Here is a 19,914-nt window from a genome sequence, read left to right on the forward strand (position 1 = left end):
CCACGCCGGCGACGCCGGTCACGCCAACGGGACCATCACCCACGCCGACGGCTCGGCGCCGACGCCCGGCCTGCGGGACTGTCCGATGCCGCCGCGCGTCCGTTAGGGTTCGCTGGACCGGACGGCCGTTGCGTGGGAGGCAGAGGGTGGGCAGGCTCGCGGCGGCGTACGGCCGGGCGGTCACCGCGCACCGGCAGGCCCGCGACCGGCTGGACCGGGCCCGGCTGGCCCTCGGCGCGCCGCCGGCGGCCGTCACCGGCGCCGCCGAGGTCGTCGCCCGGCTGGCCGGCCTCGGCAGGCGGCTCGCCGCCCCCAGCCCCGGCGCGACCCCGCTGACCGAGACGCCCGTCGGCGTCCGGGTCGGCGAGGCGACCACCCTGGACGGTGGCTTCCCGGTGCTCGTCCCACTCGGCGGCGGCTGCCACCTCACCGTCGACGCCGACGCCCGCGACCCCCGCGTCGGCGAGCTGCTGCGCGCGCTGGTGCTGCGGCTGCTGGCCACCGCCCCGGCCGGCACGGTCCGGGTCGCCGGGATCGACACGGTGGCCTTCGGGGCCACCTTCCTGCCGCTGCGCCCGCTGCTCGACGCCGGGGTGCTCGCCCCGGCCGCCACCACCGCCGCCGAGGTCGCCGCGCTGCTCGACGAGGCCGAGCGGCACGCCCGGGCGGCGCAGCACGCCGCCCCGTCCGCCCGGGAGCTGCTGGTGCTGGTCGCCGCCGCCGCGCCCCCGCCCCCGGAGCTGGCCCGGCTCGCCGCGCTCACCCATGCCGGCCCGTCCGCCGCGGTCTGCGTGCTGCTCGCCGGCCACCCGCAGGCCGGCGCGGCCGACCCGCCGCCGCTGGGCGCGGCCACCGCGCTGCGGCTGATGCAGCGGTACGCCCACGTCGGCGACCCGCCCGGGCACCCGTTCAGCGCCGACGGCTCCGGGCTGGCCGCCCCCGTCGTGCTCGACGGTGACCTGCCGCCGGCCACCGTGGCCGCGCTCGCCGGGCACCTCGGCCCGGCCGTACGCCGCGACACCCCGCCCACCTTCGCCGACCTGCTGCCCGCCCGCCGCTGGACCGAGTCGAGCGCCGCCGGGCTGTCCACCGTGGTCGGCCGGGCCGGGCGGCAGCCGGTCACCGTCGCCTTCGACGACGCCACCCCGCACTGGCTGGTCGCCGGGCGCACCGGCGCCGGCAAGACCGTCTTCCTGCTCGACGTCCTCTACGGGCTGGCCGCCCGCTACTCACCGGCGCAGCTCCAGCTCTGGCTGCTCGACTTCAAGGAGGGGGTCAGCTTCACCGAGTTCGTCCCCACCGAGCGGGACCCGTCCTGGCTGCCGCACGCCCGCGCCGTCGGCATCGAGTCCGACCGGGAGTACGGCCTCGCCGTGCTGCGCGAGCTGCGCCGGGAACTGAACCGGCGGGCCACCGTGCTCAAGCGGCACGGCGTCACCAAGCTCGCCGACCTGCCCGGCGACGCGGCGGTGCCCCGGATCGTGGCGGTCGTCGACGAGTTCCAGGTGCTGCTGGCCGGCACCGACGCCGTGGCCCGGGAGGCCGTCGACCTGCTGGAGGAGCTGGCCCGCAAGGGCCGCTCGTACGGGGTGCACCTGGTGCTGGCCAGCCAGGCCACCACCGGCATCGAGTCGCTGTACGGGCGCGCCGAGGCGATCTTCGGGCAGTTCCCGCTGCGGGTGGCGCTGCCTGGCGGCGCGGGGGCGCTCGACCCGCTCAACGGCGCCGCCAACGCGCTGCCGATCGGCGCGGCCGTGCTCAACACCGCCGCGGGCGCGGCTGGCGCCGACACCGTGGTCCGGTTCCCCGACGCGTACGCCGCCCGCGCCGACCTGGCCCGGCTGCGCCACGAGCTGTGGCGGGACCGGCCGGCCGGCGACGGCCCCCCGGCCGTCTTCCGGGGTTACGAGGCCGCGCGGCTGGAGGACGACCCCACCTTCGCCGGGCTGCGCCCCGGTGCCGGGCCCCCGGTCGCCCTGGTCGGCCGCACGGTAGACGTGGCCGGCAGCACGGCGTCGTTCACCCTGGACGCCACCCCGGGCCGGCACCTGGCGGTGGTCGGCACCGCGACCGCCGGCGCGGACGTGCTACGGGCCGCCGCCCTCAGCCTCGCCCGGCAGCACGCCCCCGGCGACGCCCGGTTCCTGCTCGCCCCGCTGGTCGCCGCAGCCGGCCCGGCGGCCGACGAGACCGCCGCCGCGCTCGCCGCCACCGGTCACCCGGTCGAGCGGCTCGACCAGGCCGCCCTGCGGGACCGGCTCGCCGCCCTCGCCGCCACCCCGCCCGCGACCGTTCCGCCGGCCGCCACCCCGCCCGCGACCGCCGTCCCGCCCGCCGGCCGGACCTACCTGGTGCTGTTCGGCGCGGACGCGGCGTCGGCAACCCTCGCCGGCACCGACCCGGTCACCTTCCGCTCCGGCCACGACGACCTGCGCGCCCTGCTGCGCGAGGGCCCCGCCCGCGGCGTGCACCTGCTCGGCTGGTGGCGTGGGCTGCGCCGGCTCGCCGACGACCTCGGCGGGTCGCACCACCGCGACGACGCCGCCTGCCTCGTCGCGCTGAACGTCCCCGGCGCGGAGCTGGGGCTGCACCTGGGCGAGCACGACCTCGCCCACACCCCGCGCGCCGACCGGGCGCTGCTGGTGGACCGGCACGACCAGCGCACCCGGCTGATCGTGCCGTTCGCGCGGGCCGGGCACGAGCGGGACGAGGAGCACTGAGCGGTGTCCACCTTCTCCGAGTACGCCGCCCTGGCCCGACAGCTCGCCGACCAGCGCCGCGAGACCGACCAGGACGCCGCCGCCGAGGCCGGCCGCCGCCGCGCCATGCACGCCACGCTCGACCAGCTCACCCGGCGCCTCGCCGTCCAGTCCCACCGCCTCGGCCAGCTCGGCCACGCCATCGGCCTGCCCGCCGACCCGCCACCCGCCGCCGGGGGAGACCGCTCCGGGACGACCACCCCCGGAAGCAGCACCCCCGGGGCGACGTCGTCCGGCGGGACCTCCGGGGCGGGGGCGGTGCCCGACGGCGGCGCAGCCGCCGCGCCGGGGCGGCCGGGCGTCGGGGCGTACCCACCGGGTGCCCCGGGCGGGGCGGTGGTGGCGCTGCCGGCGGCGGCCGGGGTGCCCGCGCCCCGCGCCGGGGTTGCCGACCCGGCCGCGGAGCTGGCCGAGGTCCGGCGGCTCGCCGACGAGACCGACCGGCTGGTCCAGGTCACCGAGGCCGTCGCCCGGCAACCGCCGCTGCTGCCGACCTGGTCGCCGCTGGCCCGGGCGCTGGCCGTGTACACCGGTTGCGCGGCGGCCGGGGTGGTGCTGATGCTGATCATGGTGGTGGCCGCCGACCTGGCGGTGGTGGGCCTCGGCGCCCTCTACGCCGCCACCTGCGCCGGGCTGCCGGTGCTCTCCTTCGTCGCCGGGTACCTGGTGCTGGGCCGGTGGGGGCGGCCGGCGCTGGGCTCGGACCAGCCGCCCCGGTTCGTCCCGCTCGGCTTCGTCACCTGCGTGCTGCTCGTGCCCCTCGCCTACTGCGGCTACCTGCTGCTGTTCCGCCTGGTGCGCTGACCGCCGGCCCGTCGGCCCACCGGCCGGGGTCAGCCGTCCAGGGCCAGGCGGGCGACCTCGGCGGCGCAGCCCCAGGAGAGGGTGACGCCGGCGCCGCCGTGCCCGTACGCGTGCACCAGCCGGCCGCCGACCGCCCCGGCCGGCTGCACCTCCACCCGGGGACCGCCGTGCCGGGCCGGCCGCAGCCCGATCCGCTCGCCGAGCACCGGCGCGTCGGCCAGTTCCGGCACCAGCGCCACGCAGCGGCGCCGGATCGCCGCCGCCGTCTCCGGGTCGGGACGGGTGTCCCACACCCCCGGCTGGAACGTGCCGCCGAGCACCACGTCGTGCCGGCGCGGGTGCACGTAGGTGATCCCGGCCGGGGCGTCTTCGTCGCGTACCGAGGTGGTCAGGCCCGGGTTCGCCACCAACACCAGGTGCCCGCGCACCGGATGCACCGCCGGGTCGGCGGCGAGCCAGCCGGCCGCCAGCCCGGTCGCGTTCACCACGATGGGCGCTGCCTCGAAGGCCTCGTCCAGCCGCTGCACCCGGCGGCGCCGCACCCGCCCCCCGCCCGCCTCGACCCGCTCGGTCAGCCACGCCAGGTACGGCGTCATCTCCACCATCGGCGCGGTGAACCGCAGCAGCGTCGTGTACGGCTCGGCGGCCGGCTCGGCCACCAGGTCCCCGGTCGCGTCCGCCCACCAGGGTGGGCCGGCGTAGCGGTGCCGCAGCAGCATCCGGGTCGGCCGGGCCACCACCCCCGGCACCCCGCCGACCGCCTGGCGGCCCAGTTCCGCGTGGGTCTCCCGGGCCCAGCGCAGCACCCGGGGATCCTCCTCCGTGTGGCTGGGGAACCAGACCGCGGCGGCCACCGCCGACACGGTGTCGGCCGGATCGTCCGCGGTCCACACCGTCACCCGCGCGCCCCGCTCCTGGAGCGCGACGGCGGCCGTCAGCCCGATCACCCCGCCGCCGACCACCACCACGTCCGTCGTCTCCGTCATCGCCGCTCCCTCCGGTCGTCCACGGCCGTGGTGCCGTGGCTGTCGTTCGCGCCGGTCGTCCACGGCCGTCGTGCCGAGGCTGTCGTGCCGCAGCGTCATGCCGTGGCTTCGGATCGTGCCCGGGCGGGCGGTGCGCCGTCCAAGACGGAAACGGCAGCGGGCGATAAGCGGCGCTTATGATGGCGGACATGCCCGACTCCGCGACCCGGGACCCCTGGTGGGACCTGCGCCGGCTGCGGTACTTCGCGGTGCTCGCCGAGGAACTGCACTTCACCCGGGCCGCCGCCCGCCTGCACGTCGCCCAGCCGGCGCTCAGCCAGCAGATCCGGGCACTGGAACGCCAGCTCGGCGTCCCGCTCGTGCACCGCACCAGCCGGGGCTGCACCCTGACCGAGGTGGGGCAGCGGGTCGCCGCCGAGGCCGGCCGGCTGCTCGCCGACGTCGACGCCGGCACCGCCCGCATCCGTGACCTGGTGCGGGGCCGGGACGGCCGGCTCCGGCTGGCGTACACCCGCTCGGCCCGGGGCGGCCGGGTGGACGCCCTGGTGGCCCGGTTCCGGGCCGCCCACCCCCACGTGGAGGTGGTCGCCGAGACCGCCTGGACCGCGCCGAACGTCGCCGGCTTGCTCACCGGCCGGCTCGACGCGGCGTTCGTCCGCACGCCGGTCGAGGAGCCGGGCCTGCGGTGCCGGCTCGTCGACACCGAGGAGTTGCTGCTCGCCCTGCCGGCCGGGCATCCGCTGGCCGCCGGCCGCCGCCGGATCAGCCGGGCCGAGGTGGTCGACCTGCCCGCGGTGATGTGGCCGCGCGACAACGGCCCCGGCATGTTCGACCGGACCATCGCCCAGGTCTGGCCGCACGGCGGCTTCCGCCTCGTCCGGCACGAGCCGGACGACGAGCAACTGCTGCGCGCCGTGGCCGGGGGAGACGTGGTCGCGGCGGTGCCGGCCGGCCGCGCCCGGGCGCTGAAGGTGCCGGGGGTACGGCTGCGCCGGTTCACCGCCCCGACCCCGACCGTGGACGTGCGGCTGGCCTGGCCCCGCGACACCACGAACCCGGCCGTCCACCACCTCCTCGCCCTCCTCGACGACGACTGACCCGGGGCCGGGATCGAGGGTCCGGACGCGCTCGACGACCGGACCTCCATGATCGACTCGGGCGCAGATCGACTCGGGGTGCGGCATGTCGCGCCTTCGAGCCGCGCCGAAGCCACGACATACCGCATCTCGTTTCGGCACTCGTGGACCTTGGCCGATACTCGTCTGCTGTGGACGATAGGTATCCAGGACTCGGCGGCGGGCTGGGTCGGGCGACGGGGAGGTGCCGGTGAGCGGGGAGCTGGACGGGTTCGTCATCGGGTACGTGCCGGCGGGAATCGGCGCGGAGGTGTCCGATTTCGCCAGCGAGTGGGAGGACGTGCGCTTCCGTACCCGGGTGTGGGAGCGGCAGGTCGAGGAGGGCTACCGGGTCGACCTGCGGGTGCACGTCCTGCGCGGCGGCCGGCTGGGCACCCTCGACGAGCTGCGCGACTTCCTCGCCGGCTACCACGAGCGGGACGCCGCGCGGTGGCGGCCCACCGAGTTCACCGACGGCGACGTCACCGGCCTGGTCGGCGACGGCGAGGCGTTCCGGCTGGTCGAGCCCGGGGTCGCGGTCGACGTGCTGGCCGACCCGGAGCGGGTGCCGGAGGCGGAGCTGCGCGCCGTGCTCGCGCGGATCCACCCGGGCTGAGCTTGCGGTGTCGCCCGGGGTCGGTGTCGCCCGGGGTCGGTGTCGCCCCGGCCCGGTGTTGCCCCGGGCCGTCGCCTCGGGCCGGGGCCGGGTGAGCCGGTCGAGTCGAGCCGGGCGCCGCGCCTCGGGTGGGCTGGACCGGGGGAGCCCGGTCAGGCCAGGCGCCCGGTCAGGTCGGGCACCCGGTCAGGTCGGGCGGAGGCTCAGCGCCCGGTGCCGGCGCTGCGGGCGGTGTCCCGGAACGCCGCGACGTCCCGCAGCCGCTGCCCGAGGTCGCCCAGGCTCTCCGGGCTCGCCTCGGCCAGCTCGACCAGGCACCGCGCCCAGAGGTGGTAACCGTCCGGCGCGCTCCCGGTGGCCTCCCGGGCCAGCCGGAGGCCGTCGAGGGCCCGGTCGGCGTCGCCGCGTTCCGCCGCCGTCCGGGCGAGGTCGAACCGGCCGGCGGCGAAGGCCAGCAGCCGCCGCAGGTGCTCCGCCGTGGTGGCGAGCCGATCCCTGAGGTTGGCGATCCGGGCCGCCTCGGACTCGTCGGCCTCGTCCTCCTCGGGGGCGGCGGCCAACGCCTCGACGGCCAGGGCCGGGACGGACGCGGTGACGTCGTCGTCGTGGGCCGGGGGATGGCCGTGGCGGATCGCGCCGAGGCCGGCCAGCGCGGTGAGGTCCCTGCGCACCTGCTCGCCCAGGATCGCGACGACCTGGTCGGTCGCGTTCCTCACCTGTTCGTGGTCGTGGCCGGCGAGGAGGCCGCCGAGCGCGAAGGTCAGGTCGTGCAGTTGGCCGGACACGCCGGCCAGGCCCTCCGCCAGGAACGCGATCTCCTCTTCGAGCCGTTCCAACACCTCGTCGGCGGTACTGAGGACGCTGTCCCGCATGGCTCTCCCGGTCGTGTCGGTCGACTCTGATCGCGAAGAATCTTGACCCATCAACGGATGAAGATCGTCGATAGTTCTCGCGAATATCTGTCGGATATCCGATACGCCTGTGGTCGGCGAACATCGGCGACTCTTCATATACTGTCGTGTTCACCGTCGACTGTGGACGTCGAGAATCGCGGATTCTTGAAGGTCTCTGCCGGCAAGCGGGAGGAGTTCGTGCCAGCGCGTACGTCGTCAGTGTCATCCGCGACCGGATGCGCGCCGAGGATCTGGACGCCGAACTCGCCCGGCGTGGCAGGAGTTGGCGTACTGGCGGAAATTCACGGGCCGAGTCGACCTTGCGGCCGTGGTGATGGCGGTACTGGAGCACGATGCCTGCGTGCTGACCGGCGAAGCAAAGGTGTACGGGGATGGTGCCGACCTGCCCGTTATCCGCCTTCCGGCCTGAGTCACACCGTATCCGCGAAGGGTGTCCTACAAGGAGTGTCTGCTCGCCACGGCGATGACCCTGGCCTGTCGGCACGAGCCGGTGTGGTCGTGGATCAGGTGGCGGTACGTCTGCCAGTGCGGGAACGGGCTGCCCTGCCGGCATCGGCACCGCCTGTCGATCCGCCAGTGCCACCGGCCGAGCGAGGGCGAGGGCGACCGACGGCCCACGGGCCGGTGAGGCCGCTCCGGCACTGCGACGGCCGTGCACGCCCCGGGTGCCTTCCCCGAGGCGGCCGGCGTGAACGCGGCGGGCGATGTCGCGAACGACTCAGCTTCAAAGGCGCCACGGGAGCCCCTCCTCCAGGCGGGCATGCTCCGCCACATGACCCGGTACGACAGGGGCGACGCGGTCGCGCGACGTTCGATCTTCGCCCAGAAGGCCAGGCTCCGGGTGCTGGCCCGACCGCTCGCGGGTTCATAGTTCCGCGCGCCTTTTCAGGCTGCTCCTGACGGCCCCACCCCGCCCGTCGCCAGGATCAGGTCGGCCGCCCGCCAGGCCAGCGCCATCACCGGGGCGTTGAGGTAGCCCGACACCAGCACCGGCAGCACCGAGGCGTCCACCACCCGCAGCCCGTCGATCCCACGCACCCGCAGCTCGGGGTCGACGACGTGCTCGTCGCCCGGCCCCATCGCGCAGGTGCCCACCGCGTGGTACCCGCAGTAGCCCAGCGCCAGCGTCGCCTCGACGATCTCCCGGTCGTCGCGCACGTCCGGGCCGGGCACGGTCTCCACCGCGAGCCGCCCGGCGACCGGGTCGGTCGCGAACAGCTCCCGCATCCGCCGGAAGGCGTTCGCGGCGACCCGCCGGTCGTGCGGGGTGTCGAGGTAGTTGGCGACGATCCGGGGCGGATCCGACGGGTCGGCGGAGGTGATGGCGAGGCTGCCCTCGCTGTCCGGCCGGGTGACCGTGCACAGGCCCATCATCCCCGGCTCGGCCTCCAGCTCCAGCGCGTGACCCGGGCGGCGCGGGGCCGCCGAGAAGGGCGCGACCAGCAACTGCGCGTCGGGACGATCGACGTCCGGGGTGCTGCGGATGTGCGCCCCGACGTCGTGCACGGGCAGGCTGAGCGGGCCGCGCCGGGTCAGCGCGTACCGCAGCGCGGCCAGCCCCTGCCCGAGCACGCTGCCCAGCATGTGGTTGTAGCCGCCGTTGCCGACCAGCCGGAACTGCACCGGCGTCGACCGGTGCTCGCGCAGCCCGCGCCCCAGCCGGGGCCGGTCCAGCAGCACGTCCACCCCGGCCCGGCGCAGCGTGTCCGCCGGCCCGATGCCGGAGACCTGCAACAGGTGCGGGCTGGCGATCGCCCCGGCGGCGAGGACCACCTCGGCCGAGGCGGCGTAGTCGACCGTCCGGCCCCGGCGGCGGGCCCGCACCCCGATGGCCCGGCCGGCGTGGACGAGGACCCGCAGCACCTCCGTCTCCACCGCGACGGTCAGGTTGGGCCGGTCCCGGACCGGGTGCAGGAACGCGTCGGCGGCGCTGACCCGACGCCCGTCGCGGATCGTCGCGGTGAGGTAGCCGATCCGCTCGTCGTCCTCGGCGTTCAGGTCGTCCACCCGGCGCCAGCCCAGCGCCTCCCCGGCGCCGATCGTCGCCTCGCACAGCTCGTCGGTGCCGGTCGCCGAGGACAGCCGCAGCGGCCCGCCGGCGCCGCGCACCTCGGAGGCCCCCAGCGGGTGGTCCTCCAACCGCTTGAAGATCGGCAGCATGGTGTCCCAGCCCCAGCCGGGGTTGCCGAGCCGCTCCAGCCCGTCCCAGTCGACCCGGTCGCCCCGGCCGTACACCATGCCGTTGATCGAGCTGGACCCGCCGACCAGCCGGCCGCGCTGCCACACCTCGCGCCGCGCGGGGGCCGCCTCCGCCGGGTAGTGCCAGGCGGTGCGCCGGTCGTCCATCAGCCGGCTGAACCCCTTCGGCACCCGGACGAAGGGGCTGCGGTCCCAGCCGCCCGCCTCGACCAGCAGCACCCGGGTCGTCGGGTCCTCGCTCAGCCGGTTCGCCAGCACGCACCCGGCGGCGCCCGCGCCCACCACGACGTAGTCGTACTCCTGCACGCGGGCCCCCCGCTCGACGATACGAGAACCACTCAGAAGGTAGTTGCTCGATCACCGAGGGGAAAGAGGGCGGGGTGATTGCGCCGAGCGGCCCCGCCGCCGGCCCGCCCCGTGCGACGCTGGGCCGGAGCCGTCCGGCCCGGCGCGGGACGCGCGGGAACGGGGGAGGAGCACCATGACGGGGATGCCGCAGGTCGACTTCGCGCTCGACACCTACGAGTGCATCGTGCTCTACCCGGGGCCCGCCGGGCGGGCCCTGCCCGACGAGACGGTCCAGCGGTTGCAGGCCGAACACACCGAGCACATGGGGGCGCTGCAACGGCGGGGCATCGTGCTGGTCGCCGGTTCGATCGACGGCCCCGCCCGCGAGCCCGACCCGCCGATCGGCTTCGGGCTGGCCCGCACCGGCTCGGTGGACGACGTGCGCAGCGTCATGGAGGCCGACCCCGCGGTGCAGGCCGGGCTCTACCGGGTGGACGTGATGACGTTCCTCTGTCCGGCCGGCGCGGTGGAGTTCCCCCTGGCCAAGACGGAGAGCTGACCGCCGCGCGACCGGCGGGGTGTCGGCATCGTGACGGCGGCCGGCGGCTGCCCGCTGGTACCGTCGCCGGGCGGCTGGGGAGCGCACCCAACGGGAGGTGACGCCGGGCGGTACGATTCCCGGCGCGCGGTCGCCGATGCCCGCCGACACGACGATTCCGGACGACAGCTCCGGGTGCGATTCCGCCCGCCAGGTGCGTGGGCGTGGCGCGTCGTAGCAGAACTGATCCGCAATCCGAAAGGGGTCGGCCCGTAGACCGACCCGGAGGAGAGACTAGCCTGATGGGCGTGACACGCCGCGCGAAGATCGTCTGCACTCTTGGTCCCGCCACCTCTTCCCCGGAGCGTATCCGGGGGCTCGTCGAGGCGGGCATGAACGTGGCGAGACTCAACTTCAGCCACGGCAGCCACGCGGACCACGAGGCGGTCTACCGACTCGTCCGCGAGGCCTCCGACGCCACCGGCCGGCCGGTGGCCGTGCTCGCCGACCTCCAGGGCCCGAAGATCCGGCTCGGCCGGTTCGCCGACGGCCCGCACGAGTGGCGCACCGGCGACTCCGTGGTGATCGCCGGGGACGACGTCCTCGGCACGAAGGACCGGGTCTCCTGCACCTACCGCAAGCTCCCGCAGGAGGTGAAGGCCGGCGACCGGTTGCTGATCGACGACGGTCGGGTGGCCGTCGAGGTCAGCGACGTGGTCGGCAACGACATCCGCTGCCTGGTCACCGAGGGCGGCCCGGTCTCCAACAACAAGGGCGTCTCGCTGCCCAACGTGGCCGTCAGCGTCCCGGCCCTGTCCGACAAGGACGCCGAGGACCTGCGCTTCGCCCTCGGCCTCGGCGTCGACCTGGTCGCGCTCTCCTTCGTCCGCTCGGCGGAGGACATCAAGCTGGTGCACAACATCATGGCCGAGGAGGGCGTGTACCGGCCGGTGCTGGCCAAGGTCGAGAAGCCGGAGGCGGTCGACCACCTGGAGGCGATCGTGCTGGCCTTCGACGGCGTCATGGTCGCCCGCGGCGACCTCGGCGTCGAGATGCCGCTGGACCAGGTCCCCCTGGTGCAGAAGCGCGCCGTGCAGCTCTGCCGGGAGAACGCCAAGCCGGTCATCGTGGCCACCCAGATGCTCGACTCGATGATCGAGAACTCGCGGCCGACCCGCGCCGAGGCCTCGGACGTGGCCAACGCGGTGCTCGACGGCGCCGACGCGGTGATGCTCTCCGGCGAGACCAGCGTCGGCAAGTACCCGGTGCTCACCGTCAGCACCATGGCCAAGATCGTCACCACCACCGAGGCCGGCTCGATCGGGGTGCCCCGGCTCCAGCACGACCCGCGCACCCACGGCGGGGCGCTCACCGTCGCCGCGTCCTCGATCGCCCGGGCCATCGGCGCGAAGGCCCTGGTCGCGTTCTCGCAGACCGGCGACACCGTGCGGCGGCTCAGCCGGCTGCACTGCGACCTGCCGCTGCTGGCCTTCACCCCCGTGCCGGAGGTGCGCAGCCAGCTCGCCCTTTCCTGGGGCGTGCAGACGTTCCTGATGCCGTTCGTCGAGCACACCGACGACATGTTCCGCCAGGTCGACCAGGCGCTGCTCGGGCTCAACCGGGCCAACCCCGGCGACTACGTGGTGATCGTCGCCGGCAGCCCGCCCGGCACCCCCGGCTCCACCAACACCCTGCGGGTGCACCAGCTCGGCTCGCTGGTCGACGCGGCGTCCGCGAGGGCGTTGCAGTGACCGACCCGGCCGCCGTCGGCCAGGCTGCCGTCGACGAGCTGCTCCAGGTTCTCGACCTGGAGCAGACCGGCGAGACGGCCTTCCGGGGGATGAGCCCCCCGGTCGGCCCGCAGCGGGTGTACGGCGGCCAGGTCGCCGGCCAGGCCCTGGTCGCCGCCGGCCGCACCGTCGACCCGGAGCGGTTCGTGCACTCGCTGCACGGCTACTTCGTCCGGCCCGGTGACCCGTCCGAGCCGATCGAGTACCAGGTGGAGAACGTCCGCGACGGCCGGTCGTTCTCCGTACGTCGCTCGGTGGCGCTCCAGCACGACAAGCCGATCTTCTTCATGTCGGCGTCGTTCCACCGGACCGAGGAGGGCCTGGACCACCAGGCTCCCACCCCGCCGGACGTACCCGCTCCGGACGACGTGCCCACGATGGCCGACCGGCTGTCCCGCTACCCGGAGCGGCTGGGCGTCTGGGGGCAGATCCCGCGCCCGATCGACGTGCGCTACGTCGGCGAGCCCGGCTGGGTCCGCCCCGGCGACCGCCCCGCCGACCCGCACCAGCGGGTCTGGATGCGCTTCGACGGCAAGCTGCCCGACGACCCGCTGCTGCACGCCTGCGCCCTGACGTACGCCTCCGACCTCACCCTGCTGGACTCGGTGCTGTCGGTGCACGGCGAGGTGTGGGGGCCCGGCGGGGTGGTCGGCGCCAGCCTCGACCACGCCCTGTGGTTCCACCGGCCGTTCCGGGCCGACGAGTGGTTCCTGTACGACTGCTGGAGCCCGTCCGCCTCCGGGGCCCGAGGGCTGGCCACCGGTCGGATGTTCACCACCGGCGGCCGGCACGTCGCCAGCGCCGTGCAGGAGGGCCTGCTGCGCCGGGTCGGCACCTGATCAGAAGCTGCTGACCAGCTTCACGAACGCCTCGTCGATCGTCGCTGGGTCGGTGGCGTCGAACGCCTTGCCGGCGCTGGCCTTGGCGATCTTGTCGAGGGAGGCGAGGTCGGACTCCTGGTCGAAGGCGACGCAGAAGACCTTCACCGGCCGTTCCGGGTCCAGCGCGATGTCCTTGAGCAGCCGGGCGAGGTCGTTGTCCTTCGGGTACTCGTTCTTGCCGTCGGTGAGGACCACGACCGCGTTGATCCGGTCCGGGTCGTAGTCCTCGAGCAGTTGACGGTGCGCGGCGCGGACCGTCGCGTAGAGCGCCGTGTTGCCGGCGGCCCGCAGGCCGGCGAGCTTGCGGGTGAACCCGGCCTGGTTGAACGGTGCGAGCCGGATCTCCTCGCCGTACGGCGTCTTCGGCCGTTGCTCCGTCTCGGAGGAGAACGACCAGAGCGCGACCTGGTCGGCCGAGTTGAGCAGGCCCACCGCCTTGCCCGCGGCGCCGGTGGCGACCTGGAGCCGGGACCGGCCGCCGACCTTCTTGGTCATCGAGCCGGAGACGTCCACGGCGAACAGGATGTTCGCCTTCTTGCGCAGCGTGCTCCATCCGCGCAGGATCGCGTCGACCACCTCGGGCTCCGGCGGGTCGAAGTAGGTGAGCTCCCCGGCGGACCCGCCCCGCACGGCGGCGACCAGCTCGTCCGAGGGCCGGCGCTCGTGGTCACGGAAGCCGAGGTCGGCGAAGCTGCGCTGTTGCGGGGCGTCCTGGAGGAAGGTCAGGAAGTCCTGCGCCGCCGCGCGCTGCGCCTCGTCGGCCGAGGGCAGCACCACGTACGGGTGGTCGAGGTTGAAGGTGCCCTCCTTCGGGTGCACCGCCACCAGCGGGACCCGGGGCTTCGTGCCCGGGGTCGGGCTGAGCTGCCCCTGGTTGTACTGGTAGACCAGCTCCTCCTGCACCACGACCGCGCTCATGTCCCGCGTCCGTGCGTCGCCGGCCCCGCCCAGGTCCGCCTCGGCGAGATCGCGCAGCAGGTCCACCGAGTCGTCGCTGTAGTGCGAGACGTTCGCCTCGATCCGGCGGACGAACTGGGTCACATTGGGCTTCGCCAGGTCCTCCTCGATCAGGTCGCTGGACCGCTGCACCGCCGCGTAGTAGGTCGCGATGGTGGCCGCCAGCCCCGAGGTGGACAGGTTGGGGTTGTCCTTGCCGAAGGTGAACCGGCCCCACTCGGGCCGGCCGAACGTCGCCCAGCCGGCGTCGCCGGACAGCCCGAGGATGTCCTCCCAGCCCAGCGGGCCGCGCTGCTGCACCAGCTCGCCCTTCTCCCTGGGCATGGCGATGACCAGCGGGCTGTTCGCGATCGACGGGTACCGGGGCTCGGTGATCCGCGCCGGACGGCCGGCCTTCTCGTCCAGCACGCGCAGCCGGCCGGTCCACAGCGACGACGTCGGCAGCCACACCTGCGGCGCCGGGATCGCCGGCTGCCGTCCGGCCCAGCCGCCGGCCAGCGCCTCCATCGCCTTGCCCGAGTTGAGGCCGTGCACACTCACCTGGGCGCAGCGCCCGCCGAAGCGCCGGTCGCTGTCGTTGTACCGCGCGGCGAGCTGGCCGAGCAGCAGGTCCTTCTCCGTCGAGGAGTTCACTTCCAGTGCCACGCACGAGGAGCGGTCCGCGCCGGGCGTCGGCCGGACGAGCAGGTACGCCGCGGCGATGACCGCGAGCCCGGCGACGACGGCCACCGTGTACGGCAACCACGGTCGGGCGGAAGGCTGACCGGTGGCCATCGGATCCTCCAGGGGTTCGCGGGTTCGCGGGTTCAGGTGCCGGGGCGGGCCGCGGGCCCGCCGCAGTCGGGCGCGGGCGCCGCCCCCGGCTCGTCCGGTGCGGCGGCTCCGGGCAGCGCGGTGGCGACGAGTAGACGGACACCGTAGACCACGACGAAGGTCACCGCCCCCACCGCGGCGGCGGTGCCCGCGATGGTGGTCGCCACGTACCCAGCGGCCCCGCCGGCCGCGCCCAGGAAGATGGCGGCCGAGATTCCCCAGGGATCGGCGTACTGCCGGCGCACCCGCCGCGACCACGTGTCCCGCGCCGGCCCGGTTGCCACCGGAGGGTACGCGGCCGGCGGGGGTGCCAGCGGCTCGTGCGTTGCCGGCGGGTGCGCGATCGGCCCATGCGCGGCCGGCTGGTACGTAGCCGGCTGGTACGTGGCCGGCGGGTGTCCCGTCGACTGGTACGTAGCCGGCTGGTGCGCCGTCGGCGGCTGTACCGCCGGCTGGTGCGCCGTCGGCGGGTACGGGACCGACTCGTGCGTCGCCGGCTGGCGTGGGACCAGCTGGGTGGCCGCCGCGTCGGTGCCCGCCCGCAGCGCCGTCTGGATCGGCACCGGGGCCCCGGCGCGTGAGGTGTGCCCCAGCAGCCGCAGCAGGACCTGTTCGGCCGGTGGCCGGGCCCGGTGGTCCTTGTCCAGGCACTGCGCGACGAGCTCGGCGAGCGGGCCGGAGAGCCCGGCCAGCTCGGGCGGGTCGTGCAGTACCCGGTTCATCACCGCCACGACCGTCCCGGTGCCGAACGGCGGCTGGCCCGCCGCGGCGAACGCGATGGTCGCCGCCCAGGCGAACACGTCGCTGGCCGGGCCCACCTCGTCGTCGCGGAACCGTTCCGGCGCCATGTACGGCGCGGTGCCCATGATCCTGCTGGTCATCGTCTCGGTGACGTCGAGGGCCCGGGCGATGCCGAAGTCGATGACCCGGGGCCCGTCCGCGCCGAGGACGACGTTGTCGGGCTTGAGGTCGCAGTGCACCACGTCGGACTGGTGGATCGCGGTGAGCGCCGTGGCGGTGCCCACGGCCAGCCGGTGCAGGGCGTTGCCGGTGATCGGGCCGTGCTCGCGGACGTGCCGTTGCAGGGTCGGGCCCTCGATGTACTCGCTCACCACGTACGGCGGGTCGCTGTCCACGTCGGCGAAGAGGATCTGCGCGGTGCAGAACGGCGCCACCCGCCGGGCGGCGGCGATCTCCTTGGCGAACTGGTTCTTGGCCCGCGGGTTGAGGTGCAGGTCGAGGTTGATCATCTTGACGGCGACCAGCGTGCCCTCCTGGTCGCGGCCCAGGTAGACCACGCCCTGGCCGCCCGCGCCGAGTCGGCTGAGCAGCTCGTAGGGGCCCGTCCGGTCAGGATCCCACGGACCCAGCGGCGTCATCTCCGGCATCGCTGTCGCTGCCCCTATCGGCCTGGCTGTCTTCCGCTCTGCGCGCTGGTTCGTCGTCGGGTCCCCATCGCGCGACGACACCGGTATGGTGCCACGATCGCGCCACCGACGAGAGCCGCCCGGCCGGGCGGCGGGACGACACCGGTTCGACCGTTCGGCCGAGGGGCGGCAGCCCGGCCGGTCGGCAAGCCGACTAACCTGGCCGGCATGCGCCTCTCCGCCCGGGTCGACTACGCCCTCCGCGCGACCGCCGAACTCGCGGCCGTCGCCGACGGTGCCAGCGCCGGGCGCACCCGCCCGGTGACCGCCGAGCAGATCGCCAAGGCGCAGGAGATCCCGCCGAAGTTCCTGGAGAGCATCCTGCTCCAACTGCGCCGGGGCGGCATCGTGCACGCCCAGCGCGGCCCCGAGGGCGGCTACTGGCTTGCCCGGCCGGCCGGCGAGATTTCCCTCGCCGAGGTGATCCGGGTGATCGACGGGCCGCTGGCGCACGTCCGGGGGCAGCGCCCGGAGCAGCTCGGCTACCAGGGCGCCGCCCGGGCGTTGCAGGACGTGTGGATCGCCCTGCGGGCCAGTGAGCGGGAGATCCTCGAACTGGTCACCGTCGCCGACGTGGCCAACAGCACCCTGCCCGCGCGGGTCAGTGAGCTGGCCGCCGACCCGCGCGCCTGGAGCTGACCGGCCCGTCGCCCACCGCCACTCCGCCCCACCGCAACTCGGCCCCTCGCCAGGCCGGCCCGTGGCCCCTCGCCACGACTCGGCGGTCGCGTCACGGGTTGCGGCCGTCCGATGCGTCCCACCAGCCGATCGGGGACTTGACCCGGGCCGGCCCGTGCCGCATTGTCGACTAAGTCGATAGGAGATACCGAAAAGTCAGGGGGCGCTCGTGCGCAAGCTGCTGGTCCTCGCCCTGGTCGGGCTCGTCGCGCAACTGGTCGACGGCTCGCTCGGCATGGCCTACGGGCTGACCTCGTCCACCCTGTTGCTCGTCGCCGGGGTCGCCCCGGCCGCCGCGTCGGCCTCGGTGCACCTGGCCGAGATCGGCACCACGCTCGCCGCCGGGGTGGCCCACTGGCGGTTCGGCAACGTCGACTGGCGGGTGGTGGCCCGCATCGCCGTCCCGGGCGCGCTCGGCGCGTTCGCCGGCGCCACCTTCCTCAGCGCCATCTCCACCAAGGCCGCCGCGCCGTGGATGGCCGCGATCCTGTTCACCCTCGGCGCGTACCTGCTGGTGCGCTTCTCCCGGCCGCTGCGCGCAAACGGCGCCGCGGGCGGGCTGCGTGTCCGGTTCCTCGGACCGCTCGGCCTGGTCGCCGGGTTCGTCGACGCGACCGGCGGCGGGGGCTGGGGCCCCGTCGCCACGCCGGCGCTGCTGGTCTCCGGCCGGATGGAGCCCCGCAAGGTCATCGGCTCGGTCGACACCGCCGAGTTCGTGGTGGCGGGCGCGGCCAGCGCCGGCTTCCTTATCGGCCTCGGCACCGAGGGTTTCCTGCTGCCGACCGTCGCGGCCCTGCTGATCGGCGGCCTGATCGCCGCCCCGATCGCCGCCTGGCTGGTCCGGATCGTCCCCGCCCAACTCCTCGGCGCCACCATCGGCGGCGTGATCGTGCTGACCAACGCCCGCACCCTGGTCCGCGCCGGCGGCCTCCCCGGCGGGGCCCAGTGGCTGGTCTACGGGCTCCTCGCCGCCGGTTGGCTCGCCGCGATCGTCCTGGCCGTCCGCGCACTGCGCCGCGTCCGCCGCGCCCGCGCCACGGCCCAGGCCACCACCGGGTCGCAGGTGCCGGCGACCCCGGGGTACGCCACCCCGGAGGAGTCCCTCCCGCTGGCCACCGTCGAGCGCTGACAGACCCGCAAGGCTCGCCTGCCCGGGTCCCGCCCTGCCGCGCCCGCCGGCCCTACCGTGCCTGTCGTGCCTGCCGCCGTACCTACCCTGCTCCGATCCACGGTGCCTGCCCTGCCTGCCCCGTCCTGCCCCTTCCTGCCCCTTCCTGGCCCGTCCTGGCCTCCCTCACCGGTCCGGCCTGGTTCGAGGCCGGGGGAGCGGCCGGTGCCGGCCGGCGCGCTTTGGAGCTGATGGCGCGAACGACTCAGGGCCAGTCGTCCCGCTGATGTCGTCAACGAGGCAGCTCCAAAGCCTCCCGAACAGCCCTCCGCCCAGGGGCCTGACGTCGCGCTGGGCCCGATGTCGCGCTGGGCCCGATGTCGCGCTGGGCATGACGTCGCCGGCCCAGGGGCCTGACGTCGCCCGGCCCAGGGGTCGATGTCGGGCCCGGCTGGTCCCGGGCGCGGGACGCACGCGGGCCGGCCGGGGTCACTCGCGGGAGGTCGACAGCTTCCCGGCCGCCTCGCTCAGCAACTCCCAGGCCTCGTCCACGTGTGCCTGCGTGGTCAGCGGCGAGCCGACCGCCAGGCGCAGCGTGTACCGGCCGGCGATCCGGGTGTGGGTGAGGAACACCCGGCCCGTGGCGTTGACCCTGGACAGCAGTTCGGCGCTGGCCTCGTCGCCGGCGGTGAGCCGGAAGCAGACCAGCGAGAAGGGGTACGGCGCGGCGAGCGCGAAGCGGTCGTCGGCCCGGACTCGGGCGGCGAACCGGTCGGCGAGGGCCACCCCGGAGCGGATGTGCGCGCGCAGTCCCTCCACCCCGTACCAGCGCAGTACGAACCACAGCTTCAGGGCGCGGAACCGGCGACCCAGCGGCACCTGCCAGTCCCGGTAGTCGATCACCGCGCCGGTCTCGGTCGCCGCGTTGCGCAGGTATTCCGGCAGCACCGTCAGCGCCTCGATCAGCTCGCCCCGGTCGGCCACCCAGAAGGCGTCGCAGTCGAAGCCGGTGAGCAGCCACTTGTGCGGGTCGAAGCAGTACGAGTCGGCGTACTGCAGGCCGGCGTGCGACCAGCGCAGCTCCGGGCAGACTGCCGCCGCCCCGGCGTACGCGGCGTCGACGTGCAGCCAGACGCCGTGCTCCGCACAGATCGCGCCGATCTCGTGCAGCGGGTCGACGGCGGTGGTGGAGGTGGTGCCGATGGTGGCCACCACGATCGCGGGCACGTCGCCGGCGGCGAGGTCCGTCCGGATCGCCTCGCGCAGCGCGTCGGGTTGCATGGCCAGGGTCTCCGGGTCGACCTCGACCGGCCGTACCCCGTCGAGGCCGAGGCCGGCGATCCGGGCGGCCTTCTCGATCGACGAGTGGCCCTGGGTGGAGGTGTAGACGCGGTAGCGGCGGTCCACCCCGACGTCGCGCCAGCGGCCCCCGCTGGCGCGGTGCAGCGCGGCGAGGGTGGCCACCAGGGTCGCCGAGGAGGCCGAGTCCTGGATCACCCCGCCGCCGCTGCCGGTGGAACGGAACCGCTCCGGCAGGTCGAGCAGTCCGGCCAGCCAGTCCAGCACCACCGTCTCCAGCTCGGTGCAGGCCGGGCCGGTCGCCCACAGCATGCCCTGCACGCCGAGCCCGGAGCTGATCAGGTCGCCCAGCACGCTCGGGCCGGAGGTGTTCGCCGGGAAGTAGCCGAAGAAGCCGGGGTGCTGCCAGTGGGTCAGTCGCGGGGTGACCAGCGCTTCCAGGTCGGCGAGCAGGGCCTCGACCGGCTCGCCGTGCGCGGTCGGGCCGGTCGGCAGCGCGTCGGCCAGCGCCCCCGGCGGATCGTGCGAGGTGACCGGGCGCTGCCCGAGTGTCGCCCAGTAGTCCGCGATCCAGTCCACCGCCGCGTGCCCGGCTCGGCGGAACTCCTCGGGGTCCATGTGCTCAGCCATCCGCCGAGTCGATCAAAACGCATCGCCGCAGGCAAGACCCTCCACCGGGCCGCGCCCCGCGGCGGTTGCCTCTGGGAGAGCACCTGCGCCGAGCGCCATCGGCAGGGTGGCA

The 19,914-nt window shown here is 75.2% G+C and carries 15 protein-coding genes; 9 read left to right on the plus strand and 6 right to left on the minus strand.

Annotated features, from left to right (window positions below; translation table 11 throughout):
* Window positions 1-146: 146 nt before the first annotated feature.
* Both OOK41_RS12225 and OOK41_RS12230 read left to right on the plus strand, forming a co-directional pair.
* Window positions 147-2,720 (plus strand): FtsK/SpoIIIE domain-containing protein, encoded by a 2,574-nt coding sequence (locus tag OOK41_RS12225; RefSeq protein ID WP_266264667.1) that lies wholly within the window; start codon window positions 147-149, stop codon window positions 2,718-2,720.
* Between the two features lie 3 nt (window positions 2,721-2,723).
* A complete protein-coding gene (locus OOK41_RS12230; protein ID WP_266264668.1) occupies window positions 2,724-3,563 on the plus strand; it encodes a hypothetical protein in 840 nt (279 codons plus the stop codon).
* Window positions 3,564-3,592: 29 nt separating this feature from the next.
* Here the strand turns inward: OOK41_RS12230 and OOK41_RS12235 are convergent, their stop codons facing one another.
* Complete coding sequence (locus tag OOK41_RS12235) at window positions 3,593-4,549, minus strand: FAD-dependent oxidoreductase (RefSeq protein ID WP_266264670.1); 957 nt, start codon at window positions 4,547-4,549, stop codon at window positions 3,593-3,595.
* Window positions 4,550-4,737: 188 nt separating this feature from the next.
* Between OOK41_RS12235 and OOK41_RS12240 the strand changes: the two genes are divergently transcribed.
* Together OOK41_RS12240 and OOK41_RS12245 are read left to right on the plus strand one after the other, a co-directional pair.
* Entirely contained in the window at window positions 4,738-5,646 is a 909-nt protein-coding gene (locus tag OOK41_RS12240) for a LysR family transcriptional regulator (RefSeq protein WP_266264672.1), read from the plus strand.
* A 229-nt stretch (window positions 5,647-5,875) separates the two neighbouring features.
* Window positions 5,876-6,280 carry a hypothetical protein gene (locus OOK41_RS12245; RefSeq protein WP_266264673.1) on the plus strand — a complete coding sequence of 135 codons (405 nt, stop codon included), beginning with the start codon at window positions 5,876-5,878 and terminating at the stop codon, window positions 6,278-6,280.
* A gap of 203 nt (window positions 6,281-6,483) precedes the next feature.
* Here OOK41_RS12245 and OOK41_RS12250 read toward each other — a convergent pair whose 3' ends face one another.
* Window positions 6,484-7,152, minus strand: a complete 669-nt coding sequence (locus tag OOK41_RS12250) for a hypothetical protein (protein WP_266264675.1) — start codon at window positions 7,150-7,152, stop codon at window positions 6,484-6,486.
* A gap of 927 nt (window positions 7,153-8,079) precedes the next feature.
* Complete coding sequence (locus OOK41_RS12255; RefSeq protein ID WP_266264676.1) at window positions 8,080-9,699, minus strand: GMC family oxidoreductase; 1,620 nt, start codon at window positions 9,697-9,699, stop codon at window positions 8,080-8,082.
* 175 nt (window positions 9,700-9,874) lie between these two features.
* Between OOK41_RS12255 and OOK41_RS12260 the strand changes: the two genes are divergently transcribed.
* The 3 genes from OOK41_RS12260 to OOK41_RS12270 all read left to right on the plus strand — a co-directional run bounded on the left by OOK41_RS12260 (window position 9,875) and on the right by OOK41_RS12270 (window position 12,848).
* On the plus strand, window positions 9,875-10,240 hold the full coding sequence (locus OOK41_RS12260) for a YciI family protein (RefSeq protein ID WP_117669799.1): 366 nt from the start codon (window positions 9,875-9,877) through the stop codon (window positions 10,238-10,240).
* 281 nt (window positions 10,241-10,521) lie between these two features.
* Window positions 10,522-11,970, plus strand: coding sequence for a pyruvate kinase (gene pyk / locus OOK41_RS12265; protein WP_266264680.1), 1,449 nt, complete (start codon window positions 10,522-10,524; stop codon window positions 11,968-11,970).
* Entirely contained in the window at window positions 11,967-12,848 is an 882-nt protein-coding gene (locus OOK41_RS12270; protein WP_117669797.1) for an acyl-CoA thioesterase II, read from the plus strand. Before pyk ends, OOK41_RS12270 begins: the two co-directional genes overlap by 4 nt.
* Here OOK41_RS12270 and OOK41_RS12275 read toward each other — a convergent pair whose 3' ends face one another.
* Both OOK41_RS12275 and OOK41_RS12280 read right to left on the minus strand, forming a co-directional pair.
* Window positions 12,849-14,621: an extracellular solute-binding protein gene (locus OOK41_RS12275; RefSeq protein ID WP_117669796.1), complete on the minus strand. Its 1,773-nt coding sequence runs from the start codon at window positions 14,619-14,621 to the stop codon at window positions 12,849-12,851.
* A 32-nt stretch (window positions 14,622-14,653) separates the two neighbouring features.
* A complete protein-coding gene (locus OOK41_RS12280; protein ID WP_266264685.1) occupies window positions 14,654-16,048 on the minus strand; it encodes a serine/threonine-protein kinase in 1,395 nt (464 codons plus the stop codon).
* Window positions 16,049-16,255: 207 nt separating this feature from the next.
* Between OOK41_RS12280 and OOK41_RS12285 the strand changes: the two genes are divergently transcribed.
* Both OOK41_RS12285 and OOK41_RS12290 read left to right on the plus strand, forming a co-directional pair.
* Window positions 16,256-16,726, plus strand: coding sequence for an Rrf2 family transcriptional regulator (locus OOK41_RS12285; protein ID WP_117669794.1), 471 nt, complete (start codon window positions 16,256-16,258; stop codon window positions 16,724-16,726).
* Between the two features lie 208 nt (window positions 16,727-16,934).
* Window positions 16,935-17,894: a sulfite exporter TauE/SafE family protein gene (locus OOK41_RS12290; RefSeq protein WP_323136160.1), complete on the plus strand. Its 960-nt coding sequence runs from the start codon at window positions 16,935-16,937 to the stop codon at window positions 17,892-17,894.
* Between the two features lie 468 nt (window positions 17,895-18,362).
* Here OOK41_RS12290 and OOK41_RS12295 read toward each other — a convergent pair whose 3' ends face one another.
* The gene (locus OOK41_RS12295) at window positions 18,363-19,802 is read right to left on the minus strand and encodes a pyridoxal-dependent decarboxylase (RefSeq protein ID WP_266264687.1); all 1,440 of its coding nucleotides are present in this window, start codon (window positions 19,800-19,802) and stop codon (window positions 18,363-18,365) included.
* Between the last annotated feature and the right edge of the window lie 112 nt (window positions 19,803-19,914).

Source organism: Micromonospora sp. NBC_01655, assembly GCF_026339755.1.
Lineage (GTDB): Bacteria > Actinomycetota > Actinomycetes > Mycobacteriales > Micromonosporaceae > Micromonospora.

Bases quoted from the DNA above. Each gene is read 5' to 3' on its own strand.
- OOK41_RS12275 (WP_117669796.1), bottom strand. From the start codon at position 14,621: ATGGCCACCGGTCAGCCTTCCGCCCGACCGTGGTTGCCGTACACGGTG.
- OOK41_RS12240 (WP_266264672.1), top strand. From the start codon at position 4,738: ATGCCCGACTCCGCGACCCGGGACCCCTGGTGGGACCTGCGCCGGCTG.
- OOK41_RS12235 (WP_266264670.1), bottom strand. From the start codon at position 4,549: ATGACGGAGACGACGGACGTGGTGGTGGTCGGCGGCGGGGTGATCGGG.
- OOK41_RS12250 (WP_266264675.1), bottom strand. From the start codon at position 7,152: ATGCGGGACAGCGTCCTCAGTACCGCCGACGAGGTGTTGGAACGGCTC.
- OOK41_RS12280 (WP_266264685.1), bottom strand. From the start codon at position 16,048: ATGCCGGAGATGACGCCGCTGGGTCCGTGGGATCCTGACCGGACGGGC.
- OOK41_RS12260 (WP_117669799.1), top strand. From the start codon at position 9,875: ATGACGGGGATGCCGCAGGTCGACTTCGCGCTCGACACCTACGAGTGC.
- pyk (WP_266264680.1), top strand. From the start codon at position 10,522: ATGGGCGTGACACGCCGCGCGAAGATCGTCTGCACTCTTGGTCCCGCC.
- OOK41_RS12285 (WP_117669794.1), top strand. From the start codon at position 16,256: ATGCGCCTCTCCGCCCGGGTCGACTACGCCCTCCGCGCGACCGCCGAA.
- OOK41_RS12295 (WP_266264687.1), bottom strand. From the start codon at position 19,802: ATGGCTGAGCACATGGACCCCGAGGAGTTCCGCCGAGCCGGGCACGCG.